Source organism: Flavobacterium aureirubrum, from assembly GCF_038739835.1.
Lineage (GTDB): Bacteria > Bacteroidota > Bacteroidia > Flavobacteriales > Flavobacteriaceae > Flavobacterium > Flavobacterium aureirubrum.
In genome coordinates this window covers 71,551-95,381 of the sequence record NZ_JBCGDO010000006.1, presented here as the reverse complement: position 1 = coordinate 95,381, position 23,831 = coordinate 71,551, and the positions used below count along the sequence as shown (strand labels likewise).

23 protein-coding genes are annotated in these 23,831 nt (G+C 33.8%); 14 read left to right on the top strand and 9 right to left on the bottom strand.

What is annotated here, in order from left to right:
• Positions 1–6 precede the first annotated feature (6 nt).
• Both WFZ85_RS06690 and WFZ85_RS06685 read right to left on the bottom strand, forming a co-directional pair.
• Positions 7–972, bottom strand: a complete 966-nt coding sequence (locus WFZ85_RS06690) for an OmpA/MotB family protein (RefSeq protein WP_342695516.1) — start codon at positions 970–972, stop codon at positions 7–9.
• 56 nt (positions 973–1,028) lie between these two features.
• Positions 1,029–1,790 carry an exodeoxyribonuclease III gene (locus tag WFZ85_RS06685; RefSeq protein WP_342695515.1) on the bottom strand — a complete coding sequence of 254 codons (762 nt, stop codon included), beginning with the start codon at positions 1,788–1,790 and terminating at the stop codon, positions 1,029–1,031.
• Positions 1,791–1,986: 196 nt separating this feature from the next.
• Here WFZ85_RS06685 and WFZ85_RS06680 point away from each other — a divergent pair, with 196 nt between their 5' ends.
• Entirely contained in the window at positions 1,987–3,792 is a 1,806-nt protein-coding gene (locus WFZ85_RS06680; protein WP_342695514.1) for a GNAT family N-acyltransferase, read from the top strand.
• Between the two features lie 38 nt (positions 3,793–3,830).
• Here WFZ85_RS06680 and WFZ85_RS06675 read toward each other — a convergent pair whose 3' ends face one another.
• From WFZ85_RS06675 to WFZ85_RS06660, 5 genes are all read right to left on the bottom strand, one after another.
• On the bottom strand, positions 3,831–4,646 hold the full coding sequence (locus WFZ85_RS06675) for a M48 family metallopeptidase (RefSeq protein ID WP_342695513.1): 816 nt from the start codon (positions 4,644–4,646) through the stop codon (positions 3,831–3,833).
• Entirely contained in the window at positions 4,636–5,076 is a 441-nt protein-coding gene (locus tag WFZ85_RS06670; RefSeq protein ID WP_342695512.1) for a hypothetical protein, read from the bottom strand. Before WFZ85_RS06670 ends, WFZ85_RS06675 begins: the two co-directional genes overlap by 11 nt.
• Entirely contained in the window at positions 5,073–5,477 is a 405-nt protein-coding gene (locus WFZ85_RS16465) for a DUF2752 domain-containing protein (RefSeq protein ID WP_413789732.1), read from the bottom strand. Before WFZ85_RS16465 ends, WFZ85_RS06670 begins: the two co-directional genes overlap by 4 nt.
• Before the next feature lie 3 nt (positions 5,478–5,480).
• The gene (locus tag WFZ85_RS06665; RefSeq protein ID WP_342695511.1) at positions 5,481–5,822 is read right to left on the bottom strand and encodes a TM2 domain-containing protein; all 342 of its coding nucleotides are present in this window, start codon (positions 5,820–5,822) and stop codon (positions 5,481–5,483) included.
• A 159-nt stretch (positions 5,823–5,981) separates the two neighbouring features.
• On the bottom strand, positions 5,982–6,935 hold the full coding sequence (locus WFZ85_RS06660) for a 2-hydroxyacid dehydrogenase (RefSeq protein WP_342695510.1): 954 nt from the start codon (positions 6,933–6,935) through the stop codon (positions 5,982–5,984).
• 107 nt (positions 6,936–7,042) lie between these two features.
• On the opposite strand from WFZ85_RS06660, the gene WFZ85_RS06655 reads away from it, so the two are divergent.
• The 7 genes from WFZ85_RS06655 (at position 7,043) to WFZ85_RS06625 (ending at position 14,377) form a co-directional block, all read left to right on the top strand.
• Positions 7,043–7,429 (top strand): hypothetical protein, encoded by a 387-nt coding sequence (locus tag WFZ85_RS06655; protein ID WP_342695509.1) that lies wholly within the window; start codon positions 7,043–7,045, stop codon positions 7,427–7,429.
• A 108-nt stretch (positions 7,430–7,537) separates the two neighbouring features.
• The gene (locus tag WFZ85_RS06650; RefSeq protein ID WP_342695508.1) at positions 7,538–8,323 is read left to right on the top strand and encodes an MbnP family protein; all 786 of its coding nucleotides are present in this window, start codon (positions 7,538–7,540) and stop codon (positions 8,321–8,323) included.
• Positions 8,324–8,484: 161 nt separating this feature from the next.
• The gene (locus tag WFZ85_RS06645) at positions 8,485–9,522 is read left to right on the top strand and encodes a cytochrome-c peroxidase (protein WP_342695507.1); all 1,038 of its coding nucleotides are present in this window, start codon (positions 8,485–8,487) and stop codon (positions 9,520–9,522) included.
• 3 nt (positions 9,523–9,525) lie between these two features.
• On the top strand, positions 9,526–10,479 hold the full coding sequence (locus tag WFZ85_RS06640) for a transporter (protein WP_342695506.1): 954 nt from the start codon (positions 9,526–9,528) through the stop codon (positions 10,477–10,479).
• Between the two features lie 85 nt (positions 10,480–10,564).
• On the top strand, positions 10,565–12,580 hold the full coding sequence (locus WFZ85_RS06635) for a M13 family metallopeptidase (RefSeq protein ID WP_342695505.1): 2,016 nt from the start codon (positions 10,565–10,567) through the stop codon (positions 12,578–12,580).
• Positions 12,581–12,668: 88 nt separating this feature from the next.
• Positions 12,669–13,727: a glycoside hydrolase family 53 protein gene (locus WFZ85_RS06630; protein WP_342695504.1), complete on the top strand. Its 1,059-nt coding sequence runs from the start codon at positions 12,669–12,671 to the stop codon at positions 13,725–13,727.
• A 239-nt stretch (positions 13,728–13,966) separates the two neighbouring features.
• A complete protein-coding gene (locus WFZ85_RS06625) occupies positions 13,967–14,377 on the top strand; it encodes a hypothetical protein (protein ID WP_342695503.1) in 411 nt (136 codons plus the stop codon).
• 441 nt (positions 14,378–14,818) lie between these two features.
• On the opposite strand, the gene WFZ85_RS06620 is transcribed toward WFZ85_RS06625, so the two are convergent.
• Positions 14,819–15,250 (bottom strand): DNA/RNA helicase domain-containing protein, encoded by a 432-nt coding sequence (locus WFZ85_RS06620; protein ID WP_342695554.1) that lies wholly within the window; start codon positions 15,248–15,250, stop codon positions 14,819–14,821.
• A gap of 383 nt (positions 15,251–15,633) precedes the next feature.
• Between WFZ85_RS06620 and WFZ85_RS06615 the strand changes: the two genes are divergently transcribed.
• The 6 genes from WFZ85_RS06615 (at position 15,634) to WFZ85_RS06590 (ending at position 22,130) form a co-directional block, all read left to right on the top strand.
• A complete protein-coding gene (locus WFZ85_RS06615) occupies positions 15,634–15,849 on the top strand; it encodes a helix-turn-helix domain-containing protein (protein ID WP_342695502.1) in 216 nt (71 codons plus the stop codon).
• The gene (locus WFZ85_RS06610) at positions 15,846–17,111 is read left to right on the top strand and encodes a DNA cytosine methyltransferase (protein WP_342695501.1); all 1,266 of its coding nucleotides are present in this window, start codon (positions 15,846–15,848) and stop codon (positions 17,109–17,111) included. Before WFZ85_RS06615 ends, WFZ85_RS06610 begins: the two co-directional genes overlap by 4 nt.
• Positions 17,108–17,812, top strand: coding sequence for a hypothetical protein (locus WFZ85_RS06605; RefSeq protein WP_342695500.1), 705 nt, complete (start codon positions 17,108–17,110; stop codon positions 17,810–17,812). The genes WFZ85_RS06610 and WFZ85_RS06605 overlap by 4 nt, the downstream gene beginning before the upstream one ends.
• 11 nt (positions 17,813–17,823) lie before the next feature.
• Positions 17,824–19,314 carry an McrB family protein gene (locus WFZ85_RS06600; protein ID WP_342695499.1) on the top strand — a complete coding sequence of 497 codons (1,491 nt, stop codon included), beginning with the start codon at positions 17,824–17,826 and terminating at the stop codon, positions 19,312–19,314.
• Positions 19,315–20,703 carry an McrC family protein gene (locus WFZ85_RS06595; RefSeq protein ID WP_342695498.1) on the top strand — a complete coding sequence of 463 codons (1,389 nt, stop codon included), beginning with the start codon at positions 19,315–19,317 and terminating at the stop codon, positions 20,701–20,703. It abuts the gene before it with no gap.
• A 479-nt stretch (positions 20,704–21,182) separates the two neighbouring features.
• Positions 21,183–22,130 carry a hypothetical protein gene (locus tag WFZ85_RS06590; RefSeq protein ID WP_342695497.1) on the top strand — a complete coding sequence of 316 codons (948 nt, stop codon included), beginning with the start codon at positions 21,183–21,185 and terminating at the stop codon, positions 22,128–22,130.
• A gap of 33 nt (positions 22,131–22,163) precedes the next feature.
• On the opposite strand, the gene WFZ85_RS06585 is transcribed toward WFZ85_RS06590, so the two are convergent.
• Positions 22,164–23,753 carry a L,D-transpeptidase family protein gene (locus WFZ85_RS06585; RefSeq protein ID WP_342695496.1) on the bottom strand — a complete coding sequence of 530 codons (1,590 nt, stop codon included), beginning with the start codon at positions 23,751–23,753 and terminating at the stop codon, positions 22,164–22,166.
• Positions 23,754–23,831: the final 78 nt, after the last annotated feature.

Here is a 23,831-nt window from a genome sequence, read left to right as displayed (position 1 = left end):
TAAGGACTAAAACTCATTCAACATTTTGGAAATTTCATCCAATTTTGGAGTTAAAATGATTTCAATTCTTCGGTTTTTAGCTTTGCCTTCGTTGCTATCATTGCTCATTAATGGTGCATATTCACCTCGACCTGCAGCCGTTAAATTTTGTTTTCTAATACCTGCATTTTCTGCCAAAATATTGACAATCGCCGTGGCACGTTTAGTCGATAAATCCCAGTTATTTTCAATTCCTCCATCAATATTTCCTAGTATTTTATCGTTGTCAGTATGTCCTTCAATAAGAACGGTGATGTCGGGATTTTGGGCTAAAACTTTTCCAACTTCTACTACAGCTTTTCTTCCTTCACTGCCAACTGCCCAACTACCCGTTTGAAATAACAACTTGTTTTCCATAGAAACATAGACTTTTCCGTTTTTTTGTTCAACGGTTAGTCCTTTTCCTTCAAAGGCATTCAATGCTTTGGACAAGGTATCTTTCAGTTTTTTCATGGCAGCATCTTTAGCTGCAATCATGCTTTCTAATTCATTTAAGCGTTTGGTGTTTGACTCTAGCTCGTTACGTAATTTATTTAAACGATCCTGTTCTGCTGCTAATGCTTTTTCTTTGGCGCCAAGTTGTGCCAATAACTCTCTATTTTTATTCATGTTAGACTCTAACGCGTCATTACTGTTTTTTTCAAGTGCATCATAAGAGTCTTTCAAAGTTTTCAAATTATTGGCTGTTGCCGTGCAATCGGCTTGGAGTTTGTCTCTATCCGCTTTTAGCTTGTCTAGTTCTGCTTTCAACGCTATATTTTCGTCGTTAAATTGGGAATTGGCTTTGCGCAATTCTTCGTTTTCATCATTTATCAAGCGATTTTCTTTTTGTAAATCGGTGTACTTGTTCTCTAAATCGGTGTATATTTTTTTGGATACACACGATGTCATCAAACTCAATACAACCATTCCTAAAACTACTCTCTTTATCATAACACTTTTTTTAAGTCTATTTTCTATGTTCTATTTTCAATGTTCTCACTTTTCTATCACTCAATCTCAACCAAAACAGGACAATGGTCTGAATGTTTTGCTTCTGCTAAAATCACAGCTCGTGTTAGTCTGCTTTTTAATGATTCGCTAGCCAAACAGTAATCTATTCGCCATCCTTTATTATTTCCTCTTGCTCCAGCGCGATAACTCCACCAACTATAATTGTGTGGTTCTTTATTAAAAAATCGGAATGTGTCAATAAAGCCGCTCTTCATAAAACCGTCTAACCAAGCGCGTTCTTCGGGTAAAAATCCAGAAACGGTTTTGTTACGAATTGGGTCGTGAATGTCAATGGCTTCGTGACAAATATTGTAATCGCCACAAATAATCAAATTTGGAATTTCGATTTTTAATTTATCAATATAATTTTGAAAATCATCCATGTATTTAAACTTGTGGTCCAATCTATCAATGTTTGTTCCCGAAGGTAAGTACAAACTCATCACCGAGAAATCGTCAAAATCAACACGAAGATTTCTACCTTCAAAATCCATATGGTCAATTCCTGTTCCAAAAACCACGTGGTTTGGTTTTACCTTCGACAAAATGGCTACACCACTATATCCTTTTTTTTGAGCAGGAAACCAGTAATGATAAGGATAGCCCGAAAGTTCAACGTCGAGTAACGGAATTTGATCTTCAGTAGCTTTTATTTCTTGCAAACAAATCACATCAGGATTGGCTTGTTGCAACCAATTTAAAAATCCTTTAGAAATTGCTGCCCGAATACCATTTACGTTATAAGAAATAATTCTCATCGAGTTTGTTGTTTAATTTTATCTGCGTTTGATTTTAGCTAAACGCCATCGGGTCAAAAATAACTAAAAACCGTAACAATCGAAACGTTAAAATCATAATTAAAAATTAAAATTTGGCTTTGATTTCTGTGTTTTCTACAAGCTATTTCAGCAGAATTACTATCTTTGTTTCCCACTCAAAAACTAAAAATTACATATGGGTTTAGTTACTGCCAAAGAAGTTGCAAAAGCCATAAACACTGATAAATACGGTGTTTTTGGAACTTTTTGTGGCTGGTTACTAATGAAAGCTTTAAAGATTTCGACGTTAAACAAAATTTATGACCGAAATAAACATTTAAGCGAAATTGAGTTCTTAAACGCCATTTTAGATGAGTTTCAAATAAAATTTGAAATCCCCGAAGAAGATTTTAAACGCCTTCCAAAAGACGGTGCTTACATCACTATTTCCAATCATCCATTGGGCGGAATTGACGGAATTTTGCTTCTGAAATTAATGCTCGAAAAAGAACCTAAATTCAAAATTATTGCCAATTTTCTTTTGCATCGTATCGAACCGATGAAGAAGTACATCATGCCTGTAAATCCTTTTGAAAATCATAAAGATGCCAAATCAAGCGTAATAGGAATTAAAGAAACATTACGCCATTTAAGTGACGGAAAACCTTTGGGTATGTTTCCTGCAGGCGAAGTTTCAACTTATAAAGATGGTAAATTAGTGGTAGACAAAGCTTGGGAAGAAGGCGCAATTAAAGTCATCAGAAAAGCGCAAGTTCCTGTGGTTCCGATTTATTTTCATGCTAAAAACAGTCGCTTTTTTTATTTTTTATCCAAAATTAATCCCACACTGCGCACCGCAAAATTGCCTTCGGAATTGCTAACACAAAAAGACCGTGTCATTAAGGTAAGAATAGGAAAACCCATATCGGTTACAGAGCAAAACGAACACAAAACCATCGAAGACTATTCAGAGTTTTTAAGAAGAAAAACCTATATGTTGGCCAATTCTTTTAACGAAGAAAGCAAATTGTTAAGTTCACAAAATTTGAATTTAAATCTAAAACTTCCAAAAAATCCTAAGCAAATTGTAAAGCCAGCTAACCAAGATAAAATATTAGAGGAAATTGAAGTTTTAAAAAATGGAGAGTATCGCTTGTTGCAAAGCAAAAACTATATGGTGTTTTTGGCACAAGCCGATGTGATCCCAAATATTCTTCACGAAATTGGCCGTTTACGCGAAATTACTTTTAGAGCGGTTGGCGAAGGGACAAATGAGTCTATCGATCTTGACCAATTTGATAATTACTACCACCACATGTTTTTGTGGGACGATGATACGCAACAAATTGCTGGTGCTTATCGCATGGGTTTTGGGTCTGAGATATTTCCAAAATATGGCATCGAAGGGTTTTATTTGCAGGAATTATTCCGGTTTGAACCCGAATTGTATGATATGATGTCAAAATCTATCGAGATGGGAAGAGCTTTTATTGTGAGCGATTACCAGCAAAAACCAATGCCCTTATTTTTACTTTGGAAAGGAATTGTTCATATAACGTTGCGCTATCCTGATCATAAATACCTCATTGGTGGCGTAAGTATTAGCAACCAATTTACTGAGTTCTCTAAATCATTGATGATTGAGTTCATGAAATCCCATTATTATGATCCTTATGTGGCACAATACATTCATCCTAAAAAAGAGTTTAAGGTCAAATTAAAAGACGCCGATAAAGATTTTGTTTTCAATGAAACCGATGCCGATTTAAATAAATTTGACAAGATTATTGATGAAGTAGAACCCGGAAGTTTAAGATTACCAGTGTTAATTAAAAAATACATCAAACAAAATGCCCGTGTAGTGGCCTTCAACGTTGACCCGTTGTTTAACAATGCTGTCGACGGATTGATGTACATTCGCATTTCGGATATTCCCGAAAGCACCATGAAACCGGTGATGGAAGAATTTCAGAAAGAATTGGAACGAAAAGAAAAAGGATAGTAACTTATAACGTTTCTTAGTTTATCTTTTTAACACAATTATAAATTACTAGCTGTTTCGGCACTTGTTCGTTTTTTAAATTCATCCCATTCTTTTGCTGTCAACGTTTGTGTCTTTTTAAATTTTTTCCCTTTTAAATAAGCTAAAATATACTTCGCTCTCTCCTCTGAGTCGGGATGAGTTGAAATCCATTCCAAGGCATTTAGTGTCTGATTACTTTGTGCTAATTCAAACATAAAGTCGGCCATCGGTTCAGGGTTAATGTCGGCCTCTAATAAATACTTTACGCTTTCCATATCGGCTTCTTTTTCTAATGCTCTATCGTAAGCGGTTGATGACAACGTGTTTAAAATTTCCTTTATAATTTGACCGCCTTTTCCGCCAGTTGACGCAGAAAGAATTACAGACAAACCTATTTCTTTAGACAGTTTCTTCATCACATGATTGTTTTCAATATGAGCAATTTCATGACCCAAAACGCCTTGCAGTGCTTCTTGCTTTTTGCAACCTTCAATTAGCCCTGTATATACCACCAAATGACTATTTGGTAAAGCAAAAGCGTTTATTTCATCATTGTTAATAATGTGAACTTTAAGTGAGTCTCGTTCAATAGCATTAGCTTTACAAATAGGCAGTAGTAATTTATCTAGTGTTTTTACTATCGTATCATCTATGACTTCATCTTCGGTATCTTGAATTTGATTCCAAATTAAATCGCCAATATTACTTTCTATCGAAGTCGTTCTTTTTTGTATATCAAATAAGGATACAAAGTCAATTCTAGATAATCCGAAAAACATTCCGAAAAAGAAAATCAAGATAACCAGTCCTTGAATAATTGTTTTACTTGTCATTTGGTCTACAAATTAAATTAGTTAAACTCCCAAAAAACCATTGTTGTACGTGAATTCCTTTTCTAGTTTGCACCGCGCTATAAATGGTAGAAATAAACTCTAACAGGTTAAAAAACAATACTGTAAACAAGTAAGCAAAATAATAATTGGTAGGTTTTTTTCCATCAAAAACTATAGAAACCGTCCACCAAAATCCAAAACTGTTCATACATAGCAGCGCCATTTGGGAAAACAAAGCCTGCAAACAATGCCATCTTACAAAATAAGTGCTGTTTCTATTGGCTAAAAAAAAGAAAAAAGTGGCAAATAAATTAATAATCGGCAAAGGCAAACCCGCTACTACAGCTACCAAAGACATTAAATAGCTATTAGATGCTTTCTCTCGCTCGTGTTCGGTAGGTTTATAAGCAAAAGTTGTTTCTCGTATCATAATTGTTTTTTTATATTCCAAATCCAATTGAGTATCACTAAAAGTACTAGTAAAGCAGCCAGCCATTTAGTACTACTAATTTGCTCCCATTTTTTATAACTGTGAAAAAAAGTGTTCTTTTTAAAAATTATATCTATCAAAATCCAAATAGGAAAGACAACCATAATCATACCAACAAGTAGCCCAAAAGGATTCATTGCAAGTGAATCTGCTATTCTTCCGTCAAAAAGCAAGGTTATCGCTCTAGTTGTACCACATGACGGACAGGGAATTCCTGTCACATTTTTTATAATACACACCCGAAAAGACTCCTTTTCTTGATGGTGAACGGAGTAAAAAAGATAAATAAAACCAAAAAAACAAGCTATAAGCAAAAAGGAATATAGCTTGCTTCTTGACATTTTTTAATAAAGACTTGTTTGAAATAGTTCCATGTTTTTCTCACGAGTGGCACCCATGATTAAAAACCAATCAATGATGGTCCAAATGCCCAATCCACCACAAGTTAATAGTTTTCCGATTCCCAAGCCAGTATCGCCAATAAAAAATCGGTCAATACCAAGAGTACCACCACCAACGATAGAAATAATCAAGGCGGTTGTTGGATCTTTAAACTGCAATGTTTGAACCAATCCCCATTTTGATTCATCTAAACTCATTAATTTATCTCTAACGGCATTTAAATGATAACTTTCAAAAAATTTTGAGTTCATCATTAAAAACATGTCTACTTTTTGTGCGTCCATAATTAGGTTTGTTTTTTGGTTATGTGTTAATTATTCCACTAAAATATAAAAAATATCAGAAAATAGCATGATTTAACTTTCAAAGTCAATTTAATTTTTAAGAAAGCAGCTAGATTTGTAAATGTGCTGTACTTGAATAGCAATCCTACAATCGTCAGGCTAACTATACAATCTTATGATCTTGTCAACAATAGTTTGCGCGAGTTTTTGATGACTTTCATAGGTCCAACCAGCGATATGCGGCGTTAACAAAACATTTTCAGCTTGAAGTAAATATTCAAAAGCTTTAAGCTTTTCGCTATCAATAAATAAATTTTCGAAGGACAACTTCTCATATTCCAAAACATCTAATGCTGCACCAAGAATTTTACCACTCTGTAATGCTGCTACTAAATCATCAGTAACCACATTTTTCCCTCGTGAAGTATTAATGAACCAAAACGGTTTTGCAAATTGATTGATGAAAGCAGTATTTACTAACTTGTCCGTTTCCGGAGTCCAAGGAATATGCAAACTCAACACATCCGTTTTTGCTTGTAATTCATTTAAAGAAACTTGTTTGGCGTTTTCATCGGCTACATTATCTTGAATATCATAACACAAAACATCAACATCAAAACCTTTGAGTTTTTTAGCAAAAGATTTTCCCATATTTCCATAACCGATAATACCCACGGTTTTGCCTTCCAATTCATAACCTCTATTGCCTTCGCGAATCCATTTGCCTTCGCGAACCAATCTGTCCGCTCGATTTAACTTATTCATCAACGACAATAACATTCCCAAAGCATGTTCGCCCACCGCATTTCTATTGCCTTCTGGCGCAGCAATAAGTTGAATCTTCTTGGTTTCGGCATACTCACAATCAATACTTTCCAATCCTGCGCCAACGCGAGCAATAAACTGCAAACTACTAGCTTTATCAATAAAGGCTTTATCAATTTTGAAACGCGAACGAATTACAATGCCATGATAATCTTGAATCTTCGCCTCTATTTCAGTTTTTGACGATGTAAAATCGGCTTCGTTTTGAAATCCTGCCAGTTCCAATTGTTTCCACAACAAGGGATGATTGCTATCCAAATGAAGTATTTTAATATCTTGCTTATTCATGCTATAAATTGAAGAGTAAAGATACTGTTAATTTGATATATGTTAAAATTTAAAAAAAAGAAGATGTGGCTTGTTTTTATTATAATTCCCCATACTATCTTTGCATCGTGAAAAAACTAGTCGTAGTAATAGCGTTATTATTTCTATCTAAACCCATCATTCCGGTTTTTGATTACGTTATTAATTATGACTATATAGTAAAAGAACTTTGTGAAAACAAAGAAAAACCAGAACTTCACTGTAATGGTAAATGCCAGTTGATGAAAGAAATGGCAAAAGCCGCCGAAGCAGAAACGGCAACTGAAAAATCAAATTCTACCGAAAAAAAGACAGCCCAATCTACCATTGAAATTTTGTTTTTTGAGGAAATAACTGCATTTGAAACCAACAATAATTTCTCATCATCAAAAAATTGCAACTTTACATTCTATTCTAATTTATATTCTTCAACGAATAGTTTCGCCTTTTTTCATCCGCCAATTGTAATTTCATAGTTTTTTTATCAGCAGCAATTTGGACTATTCAGATTGCTCCGAACCGCTGTGTTCAAAAAATGTTTGAATTTTATTCAAACAAAGTGTTTACTATATAATTTAAAAAAAATGAAATTACAATTAAAAAAATATGTAGCCGCATTGGCTATGGCTTTAGTATTAACCTCATGTTCAAACGACGATAATAATACGCCAACTGGAGAAGGCAGCTTAAAACTAAAATTTGATAATATTTATGGCAATGCAAATCTTGCCTTCAACACGCCTTACACAAACAGTAATGGCGAAGTAGTTAAGGTAGACAAACTCATTTACATTGTAAGCAATATTGTATTAACGAAAGAAGACGGAACGACCTACACGGTGCCAAAAAGCGAAAGCTACTTTTTTGTGAACGAAGCCGATGCTGCCAGTACAACCATAAACTTACCAAATATCCCTGCTGCTAATTATACCAAAGTAACATTTGGAGTTGGTGTAGACCAAGCGCAATTCAATCAAGGTGCCGAGGGTCAAGGAAATTTATGGGCAACCGCCAGCGATCCTGCTCTAGGCATGACATGGTCGTGGGCTGCAGGTTACAAATTCATCAAATTTGAAGGGACAGTAACTTCAGCGTCTCACTCTAATGCTGTTTTTAGAGTTCACACCGGCAAAACTGGTGACATCTATAATTATGCTGAAATTTCAATGGATTTACCAGAACAAGCACTAGTTAGAACTAACGTTACACCACAAGTTCACATCATGGCCGACTTTAAAAAAGTAATCGATGGAACGACCAAAATCAATTTCGAAGAAGGTCTTAGCGTCATGGGTGGAGCAAAAGTACAAAACATAATGGCAAACAATGTGCCTACTATGTTTGAAGTAGATCATGTTCATAACGACTAATTTTATGTAAAGCTAATCCAGCTATTCATTACAAGTCCGCAGGAAAAACAAAAATTTTGTAATCAAAAAAAAGCTTCTATGGCCGCCTTTTTTTACAACAAAATCCATTTGTTTTTCCTTTACGGGCTTTCCATTACTATCTAGGCTAAAAATTCAATACCATGAAAAAAATAGTAGTATTTGCATTACTTCTTTCTCTAGGAAGTTGCAACACAGACGATGCTTCCGATTACCAAAACCTACCAATAGACTACAAAGTACCGTCAAACTTTCCGCCTTTAGCTTACGACATGAGCAACAATCCTTTAACCGAAAAAGGATTTGAACTGGGAAAAAAAATTTTCTACGACGGCCGTTTAGCTTCAGATGGTGTTGTATCATGTGGCTTTTGTCATATTCAAGCCGATGCTTTCACCCATCATGGTCACGATTTTAGCCACGGCGTTGGCGAAGGTATTGGTACACGCAATGCGCAACCCATACAAAACATGGCTTTCCAAACACAATTTTTTTGGGATGGAGCCGCAGACCACATTGAGTTACTCTCTATGGTACCTATAAATTCTGAAATAGAAATGAACGGCAATATCATCAACATCATCAATATGATGAAAAATGATCCATCTTACAGTAAATTATACAAACAAGCCTTTACAGATGGTGAAATAAATGCCGAAAACATGCTAAAAGCATTAGCACAGTTTATGACCATGCTCACTTCCTCAAATTCGCGCTTTGATAAATACCGCAGAAACGAAACAGGTGGCAACATGACCTCTCAAGAATTAGCTGGCTATACTGTTTTTAATCAAAAATGCGCCTCTTGCCATGCCACCGATTTATTTACCGATAATAGTTTTAGAAATAATGGATTACCCATCAATCCAGCTATAAATGATAAAGGAAGATACCGTGTTACCGAAAATCCAGCTGATAAGTATAAATTCAAAGTACCTAGTTTGAGAAATATTGAAAAAACAGCACCTTATATGCATGATGGTCGTTTTTATACTCTCGAAGCCGTACTTGACCATTATACTTCTGGCGTGAATAATACACAAAACCTTGATCCGCTTTTAAGTAATGGAACGTCACTTGGAATTTCATTATCTACCACGGAAAAAGCACAACTCATCGCTTTCCTAAAAACGCTTACGGATAATGAGTTTCTAACCAATCCCAAATTTGCTGAATTTTAATTTATGAAACAAATCACTTTATGGATGCTTTTTGCATGCCAACTTGCCCTTGCATCTACAGCAATTATTCATGGTAATCCACCTAAACCTAATGCACTACATTTTTCCAGTGCCTTACTCTGCGATGCTTGCGGTTGTTCTGCTAGCGGAGGAAGTATGGGTTTTGCTTCGATGCTTGACACTAATTTTATAGGGATACGCTATTTTAATCAAAACTATAAAACCACCGACGGCTTGTATAGCAACTCGCCTTGGTTGGAAGAAAATTTTAATACTATTCAAATTTGGGCTAGAATACCTGTCCACAAGAAAATACAAATTTCTACTCTTATTCCTTATCATTTTCACAGCAGAGAAACCACAACGGGTAACCAATCCATAGCAGGAATAGGTGATGCTACACTACTCGCCATGTATGAACTTCTTAATACTAAAAACGACTCTACAAGTCTTAGTCAAGTGGTGCAACTAGGTGGCGGAATAAAAGTGCCTTTTGGACAATTTGACGAAACCAATAACGGGAGTTTTAATCCATCATATCAACTTGGAACAGGCAGTTGGGATTATATAATCACAACAGAGTATGTAATCAAAAAAAAACAATTGGGCTTCAACGCCATGCTCAATTATACCATAAAAACCGAAAACGATAGAAACTATCGTTTTGGAAACCAAACAAATTATGCGGGAACTTTCTTTTATATAATCGATAGACCTAAATTCTCTTTCGTGCCACAACTAGGTCTTGCCGGCGAAATCTATGAAAGTAACTACCAACTCGGACAGCGACTAAGAAACACATCGGGTTCTATTTTCTTGAGTAGAGTAGGATTTGAATTGGGTAAAAACAAATGGTCCTTTGGCGCCAATGCTATGATACCTATCAAACAAAACCTAAATGGTGGTAACGTTGAAGCCAATTATAGATGGAGTGTTAACTTGAACTATGCGCTATAAAGTGTAACAAAAAACAGTAATCAAAGACCTATTTTCAATTATATTTGTCCAGCTACTAATTTATTTTTAATTAAACTTCAAACAAATGAAAAAAATAGTTCTTCCGCTATCAATTATTGCAATGTTAATGAGCAGTTGCAATCAAAAAGAACTCACCTCAGGTATCAATAAAAAAAATATGGATACGCTGGTAAAACCTGGCGATAATTTTGCAGCCTATGTTAATGGAACCTGGATAAAAAACACAAAAATTCCAGCCGATAAAGCCTCTTATGGTTCATTTGATATTTTATATGATCAATCACAAAAAGATGTAAAAACCATCATTGAAGAAGCCGCAAAAAGTAATAACGCAGCAGGTACAGACGAACAAAAAATAGGCGATTACTATGCTTCTTTTATGGACAGAAAAACGAGAGATGCTAAAGGAATTACTCCAATTCAACCCGAATTAAAAGCGATTGATGCCATAGTAACCTATGACGATTTAGCAAAATATTTTGGTCAAGCTAACCGAAGTGGCGTCAACATTCCGTTTAACGTTTCGGTTAATACTGATTTTAAAGACCCAACAAAATATGTTTTAATCACCTGGCAAAATGGTTTGGGAATGCCCGAAAGAGAATATTACATCGCTACTGATGCTAAAATGGTTGCCATTCGTGAAAAATATGTTGCACATATTGAGAAAATGTTCCAATTAGCTGGAATGCCAAACGCGACTGAAAGCGCTGCCAAAATAATGGCGTTAGAAACCACCTTGGCAACACATCACATGAAAAAAGAAGACACGCGCGACATTGTAAAATTATACAATTCCTATGCAGTCAAAGAGCTAAAAACATTGATGCCCGATTTTAATTGGACCGCCATGCTTACAACTGCTGGAGTTCAAAAAGAAAAAAATATCGTGGTTACTCAGGTGGAATACACCAAAAAATTGAATGATATTATCAAAAATACACCTATTGCTACCTGGAAAACCTATTTAAAATGGGGTGTTTTAAACAACGCCAGTTCTGCACTAACTACTGCTTTAGACCAACAAAACTTTGCGTTTTATGGCAAAACACTCAATGGAACTGAAAAACAAGAAGAAGACTGGAAAAGAGCTGTTAATGCGGTAAACGGCGGATTGGGTGAAGTGGTAGGCAAAGTATATGTTAAAAAACATTTCTCTCCCGAAGCCAAAGAGCGCATGACCGTAATGGTAAAAAATCTATTGAACGCTTATGCCGAAAGTATTAAAAAACTAGATTGGATGAGTGAAGCTACGAAAAAAGAAGCGTTGAAAAAAGTAGATAAGTTCCTAATCAAAATTGGCTATCCCGATAAATGGATCGATTACTCCACCATGAAAGTCGCCAAAAATGACTATTATGGCAATACACAAAGAGCCACCGCTTTTGAATACCAACGCAACTTAGACAAACTAGGCAAACCAGTTGACCGCACCGAATGGGGAATGACACCACAAACGGTTAATGCTTATTACAATCCGTCGTTTAACGAGATTGTTTTTCCGGCAGCGATATTACAACCGCCATTTTTTGATTTAAATGCTGACGATGCCGTGAATTATGGTGGCATTGGCGCTGTCATTGGACACGAAATTGGACACGGTTTTGATGATCAAGGTAGTGCTTTTGATGGCGATGGCGTAATGAAAAATTGGTGGACACCAAAAGATTTAGCCGCTTTCAAAGCCAAAACCAATGCCTTGATAGAACAGTATAATGGTTTCAAAGCGTTCCCCGATTTAAATTTGAACGGTGCTTTTACTCTAGGAGAAAACATTGGCGATTTAGGCGGATTAAGTATTGCGATTAAGGCCTACAAAGCGAGTTTAAACGGCAAAGAAGCGCCTGTTTTAGATGGCTTTACAGGAATGCAACGTGTTTTTATGGGTTGGGCACAAGGTTGGTGTGACAAACAACGAGAAGAAGCACTTCGCAATCAAATTGCTAGTGACCCACACTCGCCAGCCAAATTCAGAATAAACGGTGTGGTACGCAACATTCCCGAGTTTTATGAAGCATTCAAAATTAGCCCTTCTGACTCGCTTTATCTGGCTCCAGAGAAACGCGTAAAAATTTGGTAACATACATTATCCTGAGCTAATCACTCAGGATTTTTTTTGTATATGAATTTGGAAAAGGTAACTTTACATCAATTTTAAATGGGTTACTATGAAAAATTGTTTCCTGCTGTTCCTATCACTACTCCTTTTTTCTTGCGAAAAAGACTCTACCAATGCGGTTACATCAGATCCCTTTATTCGTGGTGCCGATATGTCTTATCTTCCCTTAATAGAAAGTGAAGGAACCCTTTATAAAAAAAACGGAGTAGCAGAAAATGCGCTCACTACGCTTAAAAATGCGGGATGCAATACCGTTCGTGTTCGGCTTTGGCACAACCCTGTCAACGGACATTCTGGTTTTAATGAAGTAAAAGCATTTGCTACTAGAATAAAACAAAACGGAATGAAAGTGTGGCTCACCGTGCATTATTCTGATACTTGGGCTGATCCAGGAAATCAGCAAAAACCGCTTGGATGGCAAAGTTTACCTTTCGCCCAATTAAAAAATGCCGTTACTAGCTACACGCAACAAATAATCACTGAAATAAATCCCGACATCATTCAAATAGGAAATGAAATAAACGACGGATTTCTTTGGCCCGAAGGCAAGATAACGAGTAACCAAACCCAGTTTTTAGAACTCCTTCAAACCGCCGTGAGCGCAGTTCGCAGTCAATCAACTGCTACCAAAATCATGCTACACTATGCTGGAACACAAGGTAGCGATTGGTTCTTTAACCTCACTTCCACCATCGATTATGATTACATTGGGTTATCATATTATCCCATTTGGCATGGCAAAAATCTAACCGTGCTGCAAAACACTATGAATACGCTTAGCACAACCCATAACAAAAAAATAATCCTTGCTGAAACTTCTTATCCTTTTACGCTTGGATTTAATGACTTTACCAATAATGTTTTAGGGTTAGACAATCAATTACATCCTGGTTATCCTGCTACTACTACGGGACAAAAAAACTACCTCATCGCTATAAAAAACTTGGTTAAACAATCGCAAAACGGGATAGGTTTTTGTTATTGGGGTTCAGAATGGGTTGCTTTTCGTGGCACACAATCCACTAACGGTTCCTCGTGGGAAAATCAAGCACTTTGGGATTTTAACTTCAATGCGTTGCCCGCTTTAGAAGCCTTTAGCGCAGAATAAATTGACAATAAATTGGATTTGTTGTGCCTGTGTGGTTGTACTATCCTTCTTTCAGACCATATTGGTGTGTTTCACTCCTATTTTTTTTAAAAAAACACCTTTCTTACCTAAGCTATTGTGGCGCCATAGTCTATATTGGCGCGCCTTTTAATTTTGCTTTTATTTCCGCTATTAAAACCACTTTCAGTCGTTTTATTTCGTAACTTTAATAGAGAATTTAACCCAAAACAATGTCAGTTATGAAAGCTACAAAAAGATTAGGAATATGGATGGACCATGCTGTTGCCCGATTGATGGAATACAATATCGAAAATTTTAATATACAAACTATTACTCCCGATTCCAACCAATTAGACCACCAAGAGAAAGCACAACATAGTGAAAGTTTGCTCCACAACAAAGAAAGTCAAGTAGTAAGAGCGTACTATAACTCGTTGATAGCGGTGATAAAAGACTATGACGAAGTAGTGCTTTTTGGTCCTACTACTGCAAAAACCGAGTTGTTTAACTTGATACGAGAAGAACACAAGTATGACAAAATTAAAATCGAAACCAAAACAGCGGGTAAAATGAGCTTTGAAGAGCAACACGTTTTCATTCTCGACTATTTTAAAAAAGCACTTACTTATGATAACCCTTTTGGGAAATAGTTACAAGACCCGTGTTTTTATTGCCTCAAGAAGTTCCCCACTTTTTGAGGCATTTTTTAATTAGGCTACCACAACGCTGCATTTCCTTAACCTCATATTGCTACTGACCAACCGATAAGCCTCTATTCTTACTATTACTTTTATTGCTTTATCCCTATCACTTTTTACAAAGTCGTACATCTTTTATACAAAAGCCCTACATCTTTTTAGTAAAAGCCGTACATCTTTTTGGTAAGAGTAGTACATCTTTTATAAAAAGCATAAGGTTGAACACAAAAAATGTTTATTACAAATCAAAAATACCCGCGCACTACTTGATTTTACCAACCGCTACACAATCAATCTTAGTGTTTTTTTTTGAACAGGGAAATAAAAATTCCTCTTTTGTCATTCTGGCGAAGGAGGAATCGCATTAACTACTTTAAAAGATCTTATAAAGAATTAGATTTCTTCTATTCCTATAGATTTAAAAAAATCTATAGTGCCATCGTACATAAAGGATGGCCTTGTGATATCCTCATCATTACCATAAGGAATGTAAATAATCATTCCTTGTCGAGCTCTTGTTAGTAAAACTCTGTATGAATTAATTAGATAATTGGTTATTTCAGGGCTGTTAATATATTGCCACTTTGTGCCCTTAAATTTTCTATAATTCCATTTATTATCATAATGAAATAAATCACCATCCCACGCAACACAAGTCCAGTCTAATTCTAAACCTTGAATATCAAACTCAGTAGCAACTTCTTCTAAAAAATAGGAAGAACGAATATCATCTTTGTCATTGAGAAACCATATTGGTGCATCTATTTTAGCTTTTACATTTAATCCAAAAGGCCTCAATCTAATGCCTCCAGACGAAGCCAAAATACCTGCTCTTTTGGTTCCTTATGATTTGTTATTTAGCCATTTTCTACGATGGTGTATTATTTCTTTACATACCAAAAGAGCGCATCAATAATACAACAAGTAACTAAATTAAGTTCATCTATTTGTTTGACTAATTATGCTACTGTTAGCCATTCTACTTTAGTGTTCTCGCAACGTTCAAATGAGGTATTCATGCACTTGGATTTGTTGCAAATATTAGATCATTATTTTGATTATGCAAGTGTAATTTGATCTAAATCAAATGATTACACACAATGAGTGTGGTTTGGTTGATTTAAAACAGTTTTACAATATTCCAAAATGGAATAGCAAATTAATATTGCGAATATTGCTTATTGGAATAATTTATTATTTCTACTACTATGACAGAAAAAAAAATTAATCAAACCATTTCACATCAATTAGTTAAAGCTCGAGAAGAATTGGGCTTTACACAAATGAAGGTACAACAAGATAAAATTATTAAACAAAGTACTTTATCCAAAATTGAAAATGGAGTGAAAAACATTAGTGCTGCTAAACTTTTTGTTTTAGCTGAATATTACAAAAAACCTATAGAATACTTTTTTGAGAAATGAAAGAGAGAAAATTAACTTTTATTGATCTTTTTGCTGGGTGTGGTGGATTGAGTGAAGGATTTTTACAATCTGGATATTTTGAAGGTTTGGCTCATGTGGAATGGGAATTACCGATGGTTGAAACATTAAGGAATAGATTGATTTCTAAATGGAAACACACTGACGATGAAGCAAAAATGAGGACAGTATATTTTGATATACAAAAAACAGAGGAACTTATAAATGGTAATTGGACTGTAGAAACAAAAAAAAAATTTGCACTTAAAAATCATGAATTAATTGTAAATAAAGGACTTAAAGGTTTATTAAATAATGAAAAAGTTGATATTATAATTGGTGGACCACCGTGTCAAGCATATTCTATACACGGAAGAGCAACAGATAAAAATTCTATGCGGTATGATTATAGAAATTTTTTATTCGAAAGTTTTGCAAAAATTGTAAATGAATTTAAACCAAAGGTTTTTGTTTTTGAAAATGTCCCAGGCATACTAACAGCTAATCCGGGAGGAATTCCAATAAAAGAGAGAATTTATGATGAATTTCATAAAATTGGTTATAAAATACTAACACCAAGCGAATTAAATAAAGGATTGTTTGATTGTTCTGAATTTCAAGTTCCACAGAATAGAAAAAGAGTTTTAATCATTGGGATTAAAGAAAACTCTAAGTTTGATTTGAATGATTTTTATAAAAAAATTTTTGAAAAAGCTAATAAAGTAAACAAAAAAACGGTTAAAGATGCAATTGGTCATTTACCAAAAATTATGCCTTTGCCAACTCCGTTAAAAATTGAAGGCAAAAATGTTTCGCATTTTTCAAAAAAAAACAATTATGATTTCCATGTAGCTAGATACCATAACGTTAGAGATGTAAAAATTTTTAAAAGATGGGTGGAAGAAAAAATGAACTACATATCTCATCATGAAAAGGTAAAATTTTATGAAGAGATGACTTCAAAAAAAACTTTGTATAGTAAGTATAGAAGTCTAGAATGGGAAAAACAATCATATACTATAGTTGCACATTTACAAAAAGATGGATTAATGTTTATACATCCTGACTCTAATCAGGCAAGAAGTATAACAGTAAAAGAAGCGTCTTTACTGATGACTTTTCCTGACGATTTTAAGTTTTGCGGTTCAAACGCAATCTGCTATAAAATGATAGGTAATGCAGTTCCTGTATTATTTGCTAAATACATTAGTGAATCAATTTTTGAAGTAATAAATAACAAACAAAAGATAACAAATAACAAATGAATATATTAATTGCATGTGAAGAAAGTCAATCTGTGTGTAAAGCATTCAGAAATCTAGGTTTTGAGGCTTTTAGTTGCGATATTCTACCTTCAAGTGGCGGTCATCCTGAATGGCATTACATGACTGATGTTTTTGAAATTATAAATAATAACGGAGGATTATTGGAAAGTGGAGATATTCATTATGTTGATGGAAATTGGGATTTAATGATTGCACACCCACCATGTACATATCTGTCAGTAAGCGGAGCACGTTGGTTTTATCATCCAGAAGACAAGCATTTACCTGTTGATTTAAGAAGACCTCATCCAAGATTTCCTAACAGAGCTCAAGAAAGAGAAGATGCTTTAAATTTTTTCATTAAACTTTTTGAGTCACCAATCGAAAAAATTGCAATAGAAAATCCTGTTGGTATAGTAAGTTCAAAATACAGAAAACCTGATCAAACAGTACAACCTTGGATGTTTGGAGATGAAGCTTCAAAATCAACTTGTCTGTGGTTAAAAAATTTACCGCAATTAGTACCAACTAATATAGTTGGTAAAGGAGAAAGAGTTGTTCTTTCAAGTGGAAGGTCTTTACCTAAATGGTATTCTGATTCTTTCCACACTTCTATTTCAACTGAATTAAGAAGAACTCTCAGAAGTAAAACTTTTGAAGGTATTGCTAATGCAATGGCTAATCAATGGTCAAATATTTAAAAACATAAATTATGATATATATTAGAAATTTATTTCTCCAAGATTTAAGAGATGGTAAACAAATTGCATTTCCAACAGAACCATCTAACATATTTTTCAAATTTAGTTTTAGCAATAAAGATGCTGATAGAAAAATTGGTTTCAAATTCAAAGAAAAAGAGAAAAATTCACCTTTTTATTCTCATAATGGTAAAATAATTAATACAAGGCTTTATTCAGCAGGAAGTGAATCTAGAATTGATGGTGAACTTAAGCAATTCTTAAGAGATATATTAAATGCAAAAGTTGATGATATAATTTTATTCAGAACAATAAGTTCTGATTTTTATGAGTTCGAATATATAACAAATGGGACAACACTATACAACAATTATAAAGCTATTCTAAATGGTAAAAACCATGAAGTCATTATTGAGCATGATAAAAATGAAATTAAATTAAATTCTAATAGCAGCAAATATCCTTTAAATCAAATCTTTTTTGGTCCACCTGGAACAGGAAAAACCTTCAATACATTTTCCTTTGCACTTTCCATAGTTAAAGATTATAATTTCAAAGAGTTAATTGAAAAACAAAAAAATGATATTAACTTAAAATCATCCTTAATAAATGAATATGAAGAATGTGTTAAAAATGGTCAAATCCAATTTATTACCTTTCATCAATCCTACTCTTATGAAGAATTCATTGAAGGCATTAGACCAGATTTAAGTTCTGATACTGAGTTAAGTTATAAATTGGAAGATGGACTTTTTAAACAACTTTCATTAAAAGCAAAAGAAAATCCTGATGCAAATTATGTTTTGATAATTGATGAAATTAATAGAGGAAATATTTCTAAAATATTTGGAGAATTAATCACTTTAATTGAACCATCAAAAAGATTGTTTAACACACCTATCGAACATCCTCAAGAAGTAACATTACCATATAGTAAATCACTTTTTGGGGTTCCAAATAATTTGTACATTATTGGAACTATGAATACTGCTGATAGATCTATTACGAATATAGACACTGCATTGAGAAGAAGATTTGTTTTTGAAGAATTTCCTCCTTTACACAATCATGAAATGATTAAAACCGTAGAGAAAAATGGTAATACTATTAATTTACAAGATGTTCTTAGAATTTTAAATGAACGAATAGAATATCTTTTAGATAGAGATCATTTAATTGGTCATTCTTACTTTATTGGTGTTAATGATTGGGATAATTTATGTAGTAAGTTCAGAAATAATATAATTCCATTACTACAGGAGTATTTTTATAATGATTGGGAAAAAATTGCTTTAGTTCTTGGAGATAACGATTCTTGGCAAAAGAATGAAGATGAAAAATTTATCTTAAAGAAAAAATATTCATCTGAAACTTTGTTTGGTAAAAACAATAATATCGAAGAGGAGTTTGATGAAAATCAATATTATATCAATCAAAAATTAGTTGATAAAAAATATAATGAATTATCTGAACAATTTTTTATAAAAGGATTCAAAGCATAATTGAAAGAAACACTATACATAAAAGAGTATGGTACCATAACAATTGGTCAAAAAAACTTGCCATCAAATAACAATAGTTATTTAGAAGTACAAGAAGAAATTTTTGATTCCTTAACAAACTTTATTGAAGAAAATCAATCACAAGAAGATTTTGATAAAGCATTTTCAATTTTTAGAAAAAGAGGACAACGTTTCATAAAAGTTAAAAACTATGTTGGTGTCATTGAAACCAAAGAAAAAGTTTCAATTGAAATTTTGCCAAAAACTTTTATTGGTAAAAATGGTGAAGAAGCAAATGTAAACGATTCAAGAAATTTACTTCTTACAATGCTTAAAACATTAAAGAATTCTCCTTTTATAAATCTTAATGTTGCTCATTTAAAAGAACAAAAAAACTTTCCAATACTAGAAGTTTTCATTGCTTCTTATTTAGAGGAGTTAATAAAATTAACTTCTAAAGAGTTAAGAGGTGATTACATTAAAGTTGAAGATAATTGTAAGTTTCTGAAAGGAAAATTGCTGCTAAAAGAACATGTCAAATTAAATTCGTTTAATAAGTCCAATTTTTATTGTCAATTTGATGAATTCAATACTAACATTCCGCCAAATAAATTAATAAAGTCTACACTATTAAAGTTGAATAAAATTACAACTTCTAATAATAATAAAAAGAAAATACTAAAATCAATTCAGCATTTTGAATCGGTTAATAAATGCAACGATATTAATGCTGATATTGCCTATTGTAGAACAAGAGAGAAAGCACTAGTCAATTATGGTAACTTAATTAATTGGAGTGAAATTTTTTTAAAGAATAAATCATTTACAAACTTTAGCGGCAACTCCATTAATCAAGCAATATTATTTCCTATGGAAAAGTTGTTTGAAAGCTATATTGCTCATTTATTAAAAAAATATTGTGATGGTTTTTCAATTAAAACTCAAGACAGTAGGTTCTTTTTGGTTGGTCAAAAAATAAATGATGATGATTTAGAATATACTTTAAATAAATTTTTGCTTAAACCTGATTTAGTAATTAATGAACATAAATTGATAATTGATACTAAGTGGAAAATTTTAAATTCTGAGAGTAGAAAATATGATATCAAAGAAGCTGATATCTATCAGATGCACGCTTATGGCACAACATATAATACTGTTTTAGGAAAACCACGATTAGCTCTTGTATATCCTCAAAACCCATTTTTTCAAGAAAAGTTATTACAGTTCCGTTACAATGGTGACATTTATCTAGATGTTTTACCATTTGATTTCAGTGAAAAGCCAGAAAATGAGATTAGAAAAATTATTAATGAATTTTTTTTAATAAAATCAAATACTTACACTGAAATAACGGATGATTATATACCGGGACTTGCAGCCGAATAAATCTTTTTCTATGCTATTTTTTTTTCAAATAATGTTTCTAAAAATTTAAATGATAAGGCAAAGATTATCTTTGTTTTTATTACCCGCAAACCGCTATTATAAATCCAGAACAAACTTGCCGTAAATACTGAAAATATCAAAATAACAGAACCTGTTAAATATCTCCCAAAAAAAGAATTTCTAGAATACCATCTAGACTCTATTTTCTTAAAGTAATAGCTGTTTTTTATAAGCTAGGTAAATTACTTGTCCTTACATTACCATTATATTATGTAAACGCAAACCATAGTATAGTTTTGCCTAAAATAACCCTCAACTATAAATATGTCATTAATATGCTTAGTATGTAACTACATTATAGTAACTATATAGTAACTAATATGTTCTACCACTATAAACCAAGCATATGAAATCCCTTTTAAAAAGCGTCCTATTTCATTTTTTTTCCTAAGTTTGATTACCAAAACAATGCTCTCGTCATGAAACTACGAATTCCCTTTTTTTGTACACTAGCTTTTACTTTTTTTATAGTCCCAGTTTTTAGCCAGATAACAATTACCAACGTAGCTGAAATTGCAAAAATCAAACAAGGCACTACGTTTTTTGCCATGAGTGATCCCAATTCGCCAAAAGCAAAAGTGTATGTGGAGCTGATAAAAAAAGCGTGGAATTTCTCTAAAGTAGATTGTATAAAATATACCGATGTGGAGAAAAACATCGCACCCAATAACAGTTTTGTGACTATTACTGCCAATATGACCAATTCTACTAATGCAGCAGCACCAACAGAAACCCATGTTTATCTCGAACTTTGGACCACCAATGGCAAGTTTAAATACGACCCAAAAAAGAGAAAACACTTTAATCAAGCCGATAAAATTACTATCGCCACACTAGAACTTTTCCCCGATTTTACCACACAAAACAATCCGAGTACGTTGTATAAAATGGACTATGATGCCGTAGGAAATCTAAAAAACTGGGGGAAAGGCGTTGTTTATAATTATGTACAAGAATTGAATCGGTTGCTACTCAAAGCCGAAGAACGTTCTTTCAAAACGCCTATTGTTACTAAAGAAGAGTTGAGAAAAGTAGCTTCGCAAACGCTTTTTATTCCGGAGTATGTTTTAGTGAAATACAATAAAAACAACAAGGACGAATCAAGCAAGCAAGAGGAAAAAGAGCTGCTGAAAGATATCCCGTTTTCGTGTCAAATAATCCCCGATGCAGCATTAAACGATAAAATAGTGACTACTGAAACGCCGTTTTACTATTTGTTGTTTGTTAAAACTATTGAAGATAAAATGATCACCATCACTAACGCAGCCACAGGCGAAATTGTGTATATGGCGTATGACTCAATTGTGAGTAATTTTAAAACGGCTGACCTGAAAGATATTCAAAAAGCAATTGTAAAGAACAAGTAAGGCTTTTGATTAAAAAAAAGTAGCTCAAACCAACTACTGTTCTACCAAAACCGAAGCCAAGCTGGCATCTCTGTCATACACATCTTTATAAAAATGGATGGTGCCATCGTCGTCAACCCATGAGGTGAAATAGCCAATATAAACGGGGATTTTTTGTTTTAAAGTACACCACTTTTCTTTTCCACCGTTCATGGCTGCTTCTATTTTTTGGGGTGTCCAATTGGGATTATTTTCAAGAATTAAATTGGCCAACTCTTTGGGTTTTTCTACCCGAATACAGCCGTGGCTAAACGCTCTTTTTTCTTCGTTGAACAAACTCTTAGATGGTGTGTCGTGCAGATAAATACTGTTGTTATTAGGAAAAAGAAATTTAACCAGTCCTAGTGAATTTTTCGGTCCAGGCTTCTGTCTAATGTTTCCGTTGTGCCATTCCATATTGTGATTGGCTAAATAATTCTTGTTTTTTTGTATCGCCGGAAGTAGCTCTTTGTTCTTAATACTCGTAGGCACGTTCCAATAAGGACTGAAAACAATATAACTCATCATACCACTAAAAATCACCGTTTTATTCATGGCTGTTCCTACCACAACATTAGAAACCAAAGCGGCTTTTCCTTCTTTGAAATAGGTCAATCGATACGATGGAATGTTTACAACGATCAGCTCTTTTGCCTTTGAAATATCGGTGGCAATCCATCGGCATCGTTCCATGTTTACCATAATAGTTTTTATTCGGTCACTCACTGGCACATTCATTTCTGCAATGTGCTTGGGCAAAATTACAGTGTCTTCGGTAAAACCATTTCGCTTTTTATATCTTACAACGGCTTGTTGCAATGGCTCATCATAACGTGCGCTTTTGTTATCAGAGTCGATATCGGAAGTCAAAAACAAACGTTTTCTTATTTGCGCTACCGTTGCCGTACTATCACCCGCTTTTATTGCTGTGAAACCTTCAGGAATGACAATGGTTTCCCAACCGCCATTTTTTTCGATAGTTCTGTATTTTTGTAAAACCGTTCTGAGTTTGTAATATTGAGGTATCAGCTGTTCTTTTTCCTCCATTAATTTTGGATTAATCAATAGCGAGTCGAGATAATCTGCATAAGACTGCTTTTTTCTAGGCAAGAACCAGCCTAACTCCTCTATTTTTTCGTTGTCAATGCCTTGCAGCACTTTGTTTGTATAATAGAAATAGTAATTGGTTAGGAACAATTCGGTTTCGATGTTGGGCTTGGCTATTTCCTTTTGAAACAAGGCATCTATAACGCCTTTGTAGGGCACTTTGGCTTGAATGCCTTCTTCAAACAAATTATTTATTTTGTTGTAAATCACATCGGCCGTTTCTTTTCTTCCTTTTTTATTAAACCAGATATAGGTGAACTGATTTTTTTGGTAAAACGCTAAGGTTTGTTTTTTGTACAAAATCAATTTGGGATATTTTGCATAAAATGTGGTTACCTGCAAACTATCAAAAGACAAGGTTAAATCTTGTGTGTCGAATTTACTTTTGCGCAAAATAGTGGTTTCATCAGCACTTTTCTTAGCACAATACCAACTCGTAAGTGAAAACCCAATTAGTACTACCACGAGCAAAACACCCATTAATTGCTTGTTGTTCATAGTTAGATTATTTTTTATAAAAATACAAAAACTACACCGTTATCAATAGTGCAATTCCTATCTTTACTTTTGTTATCA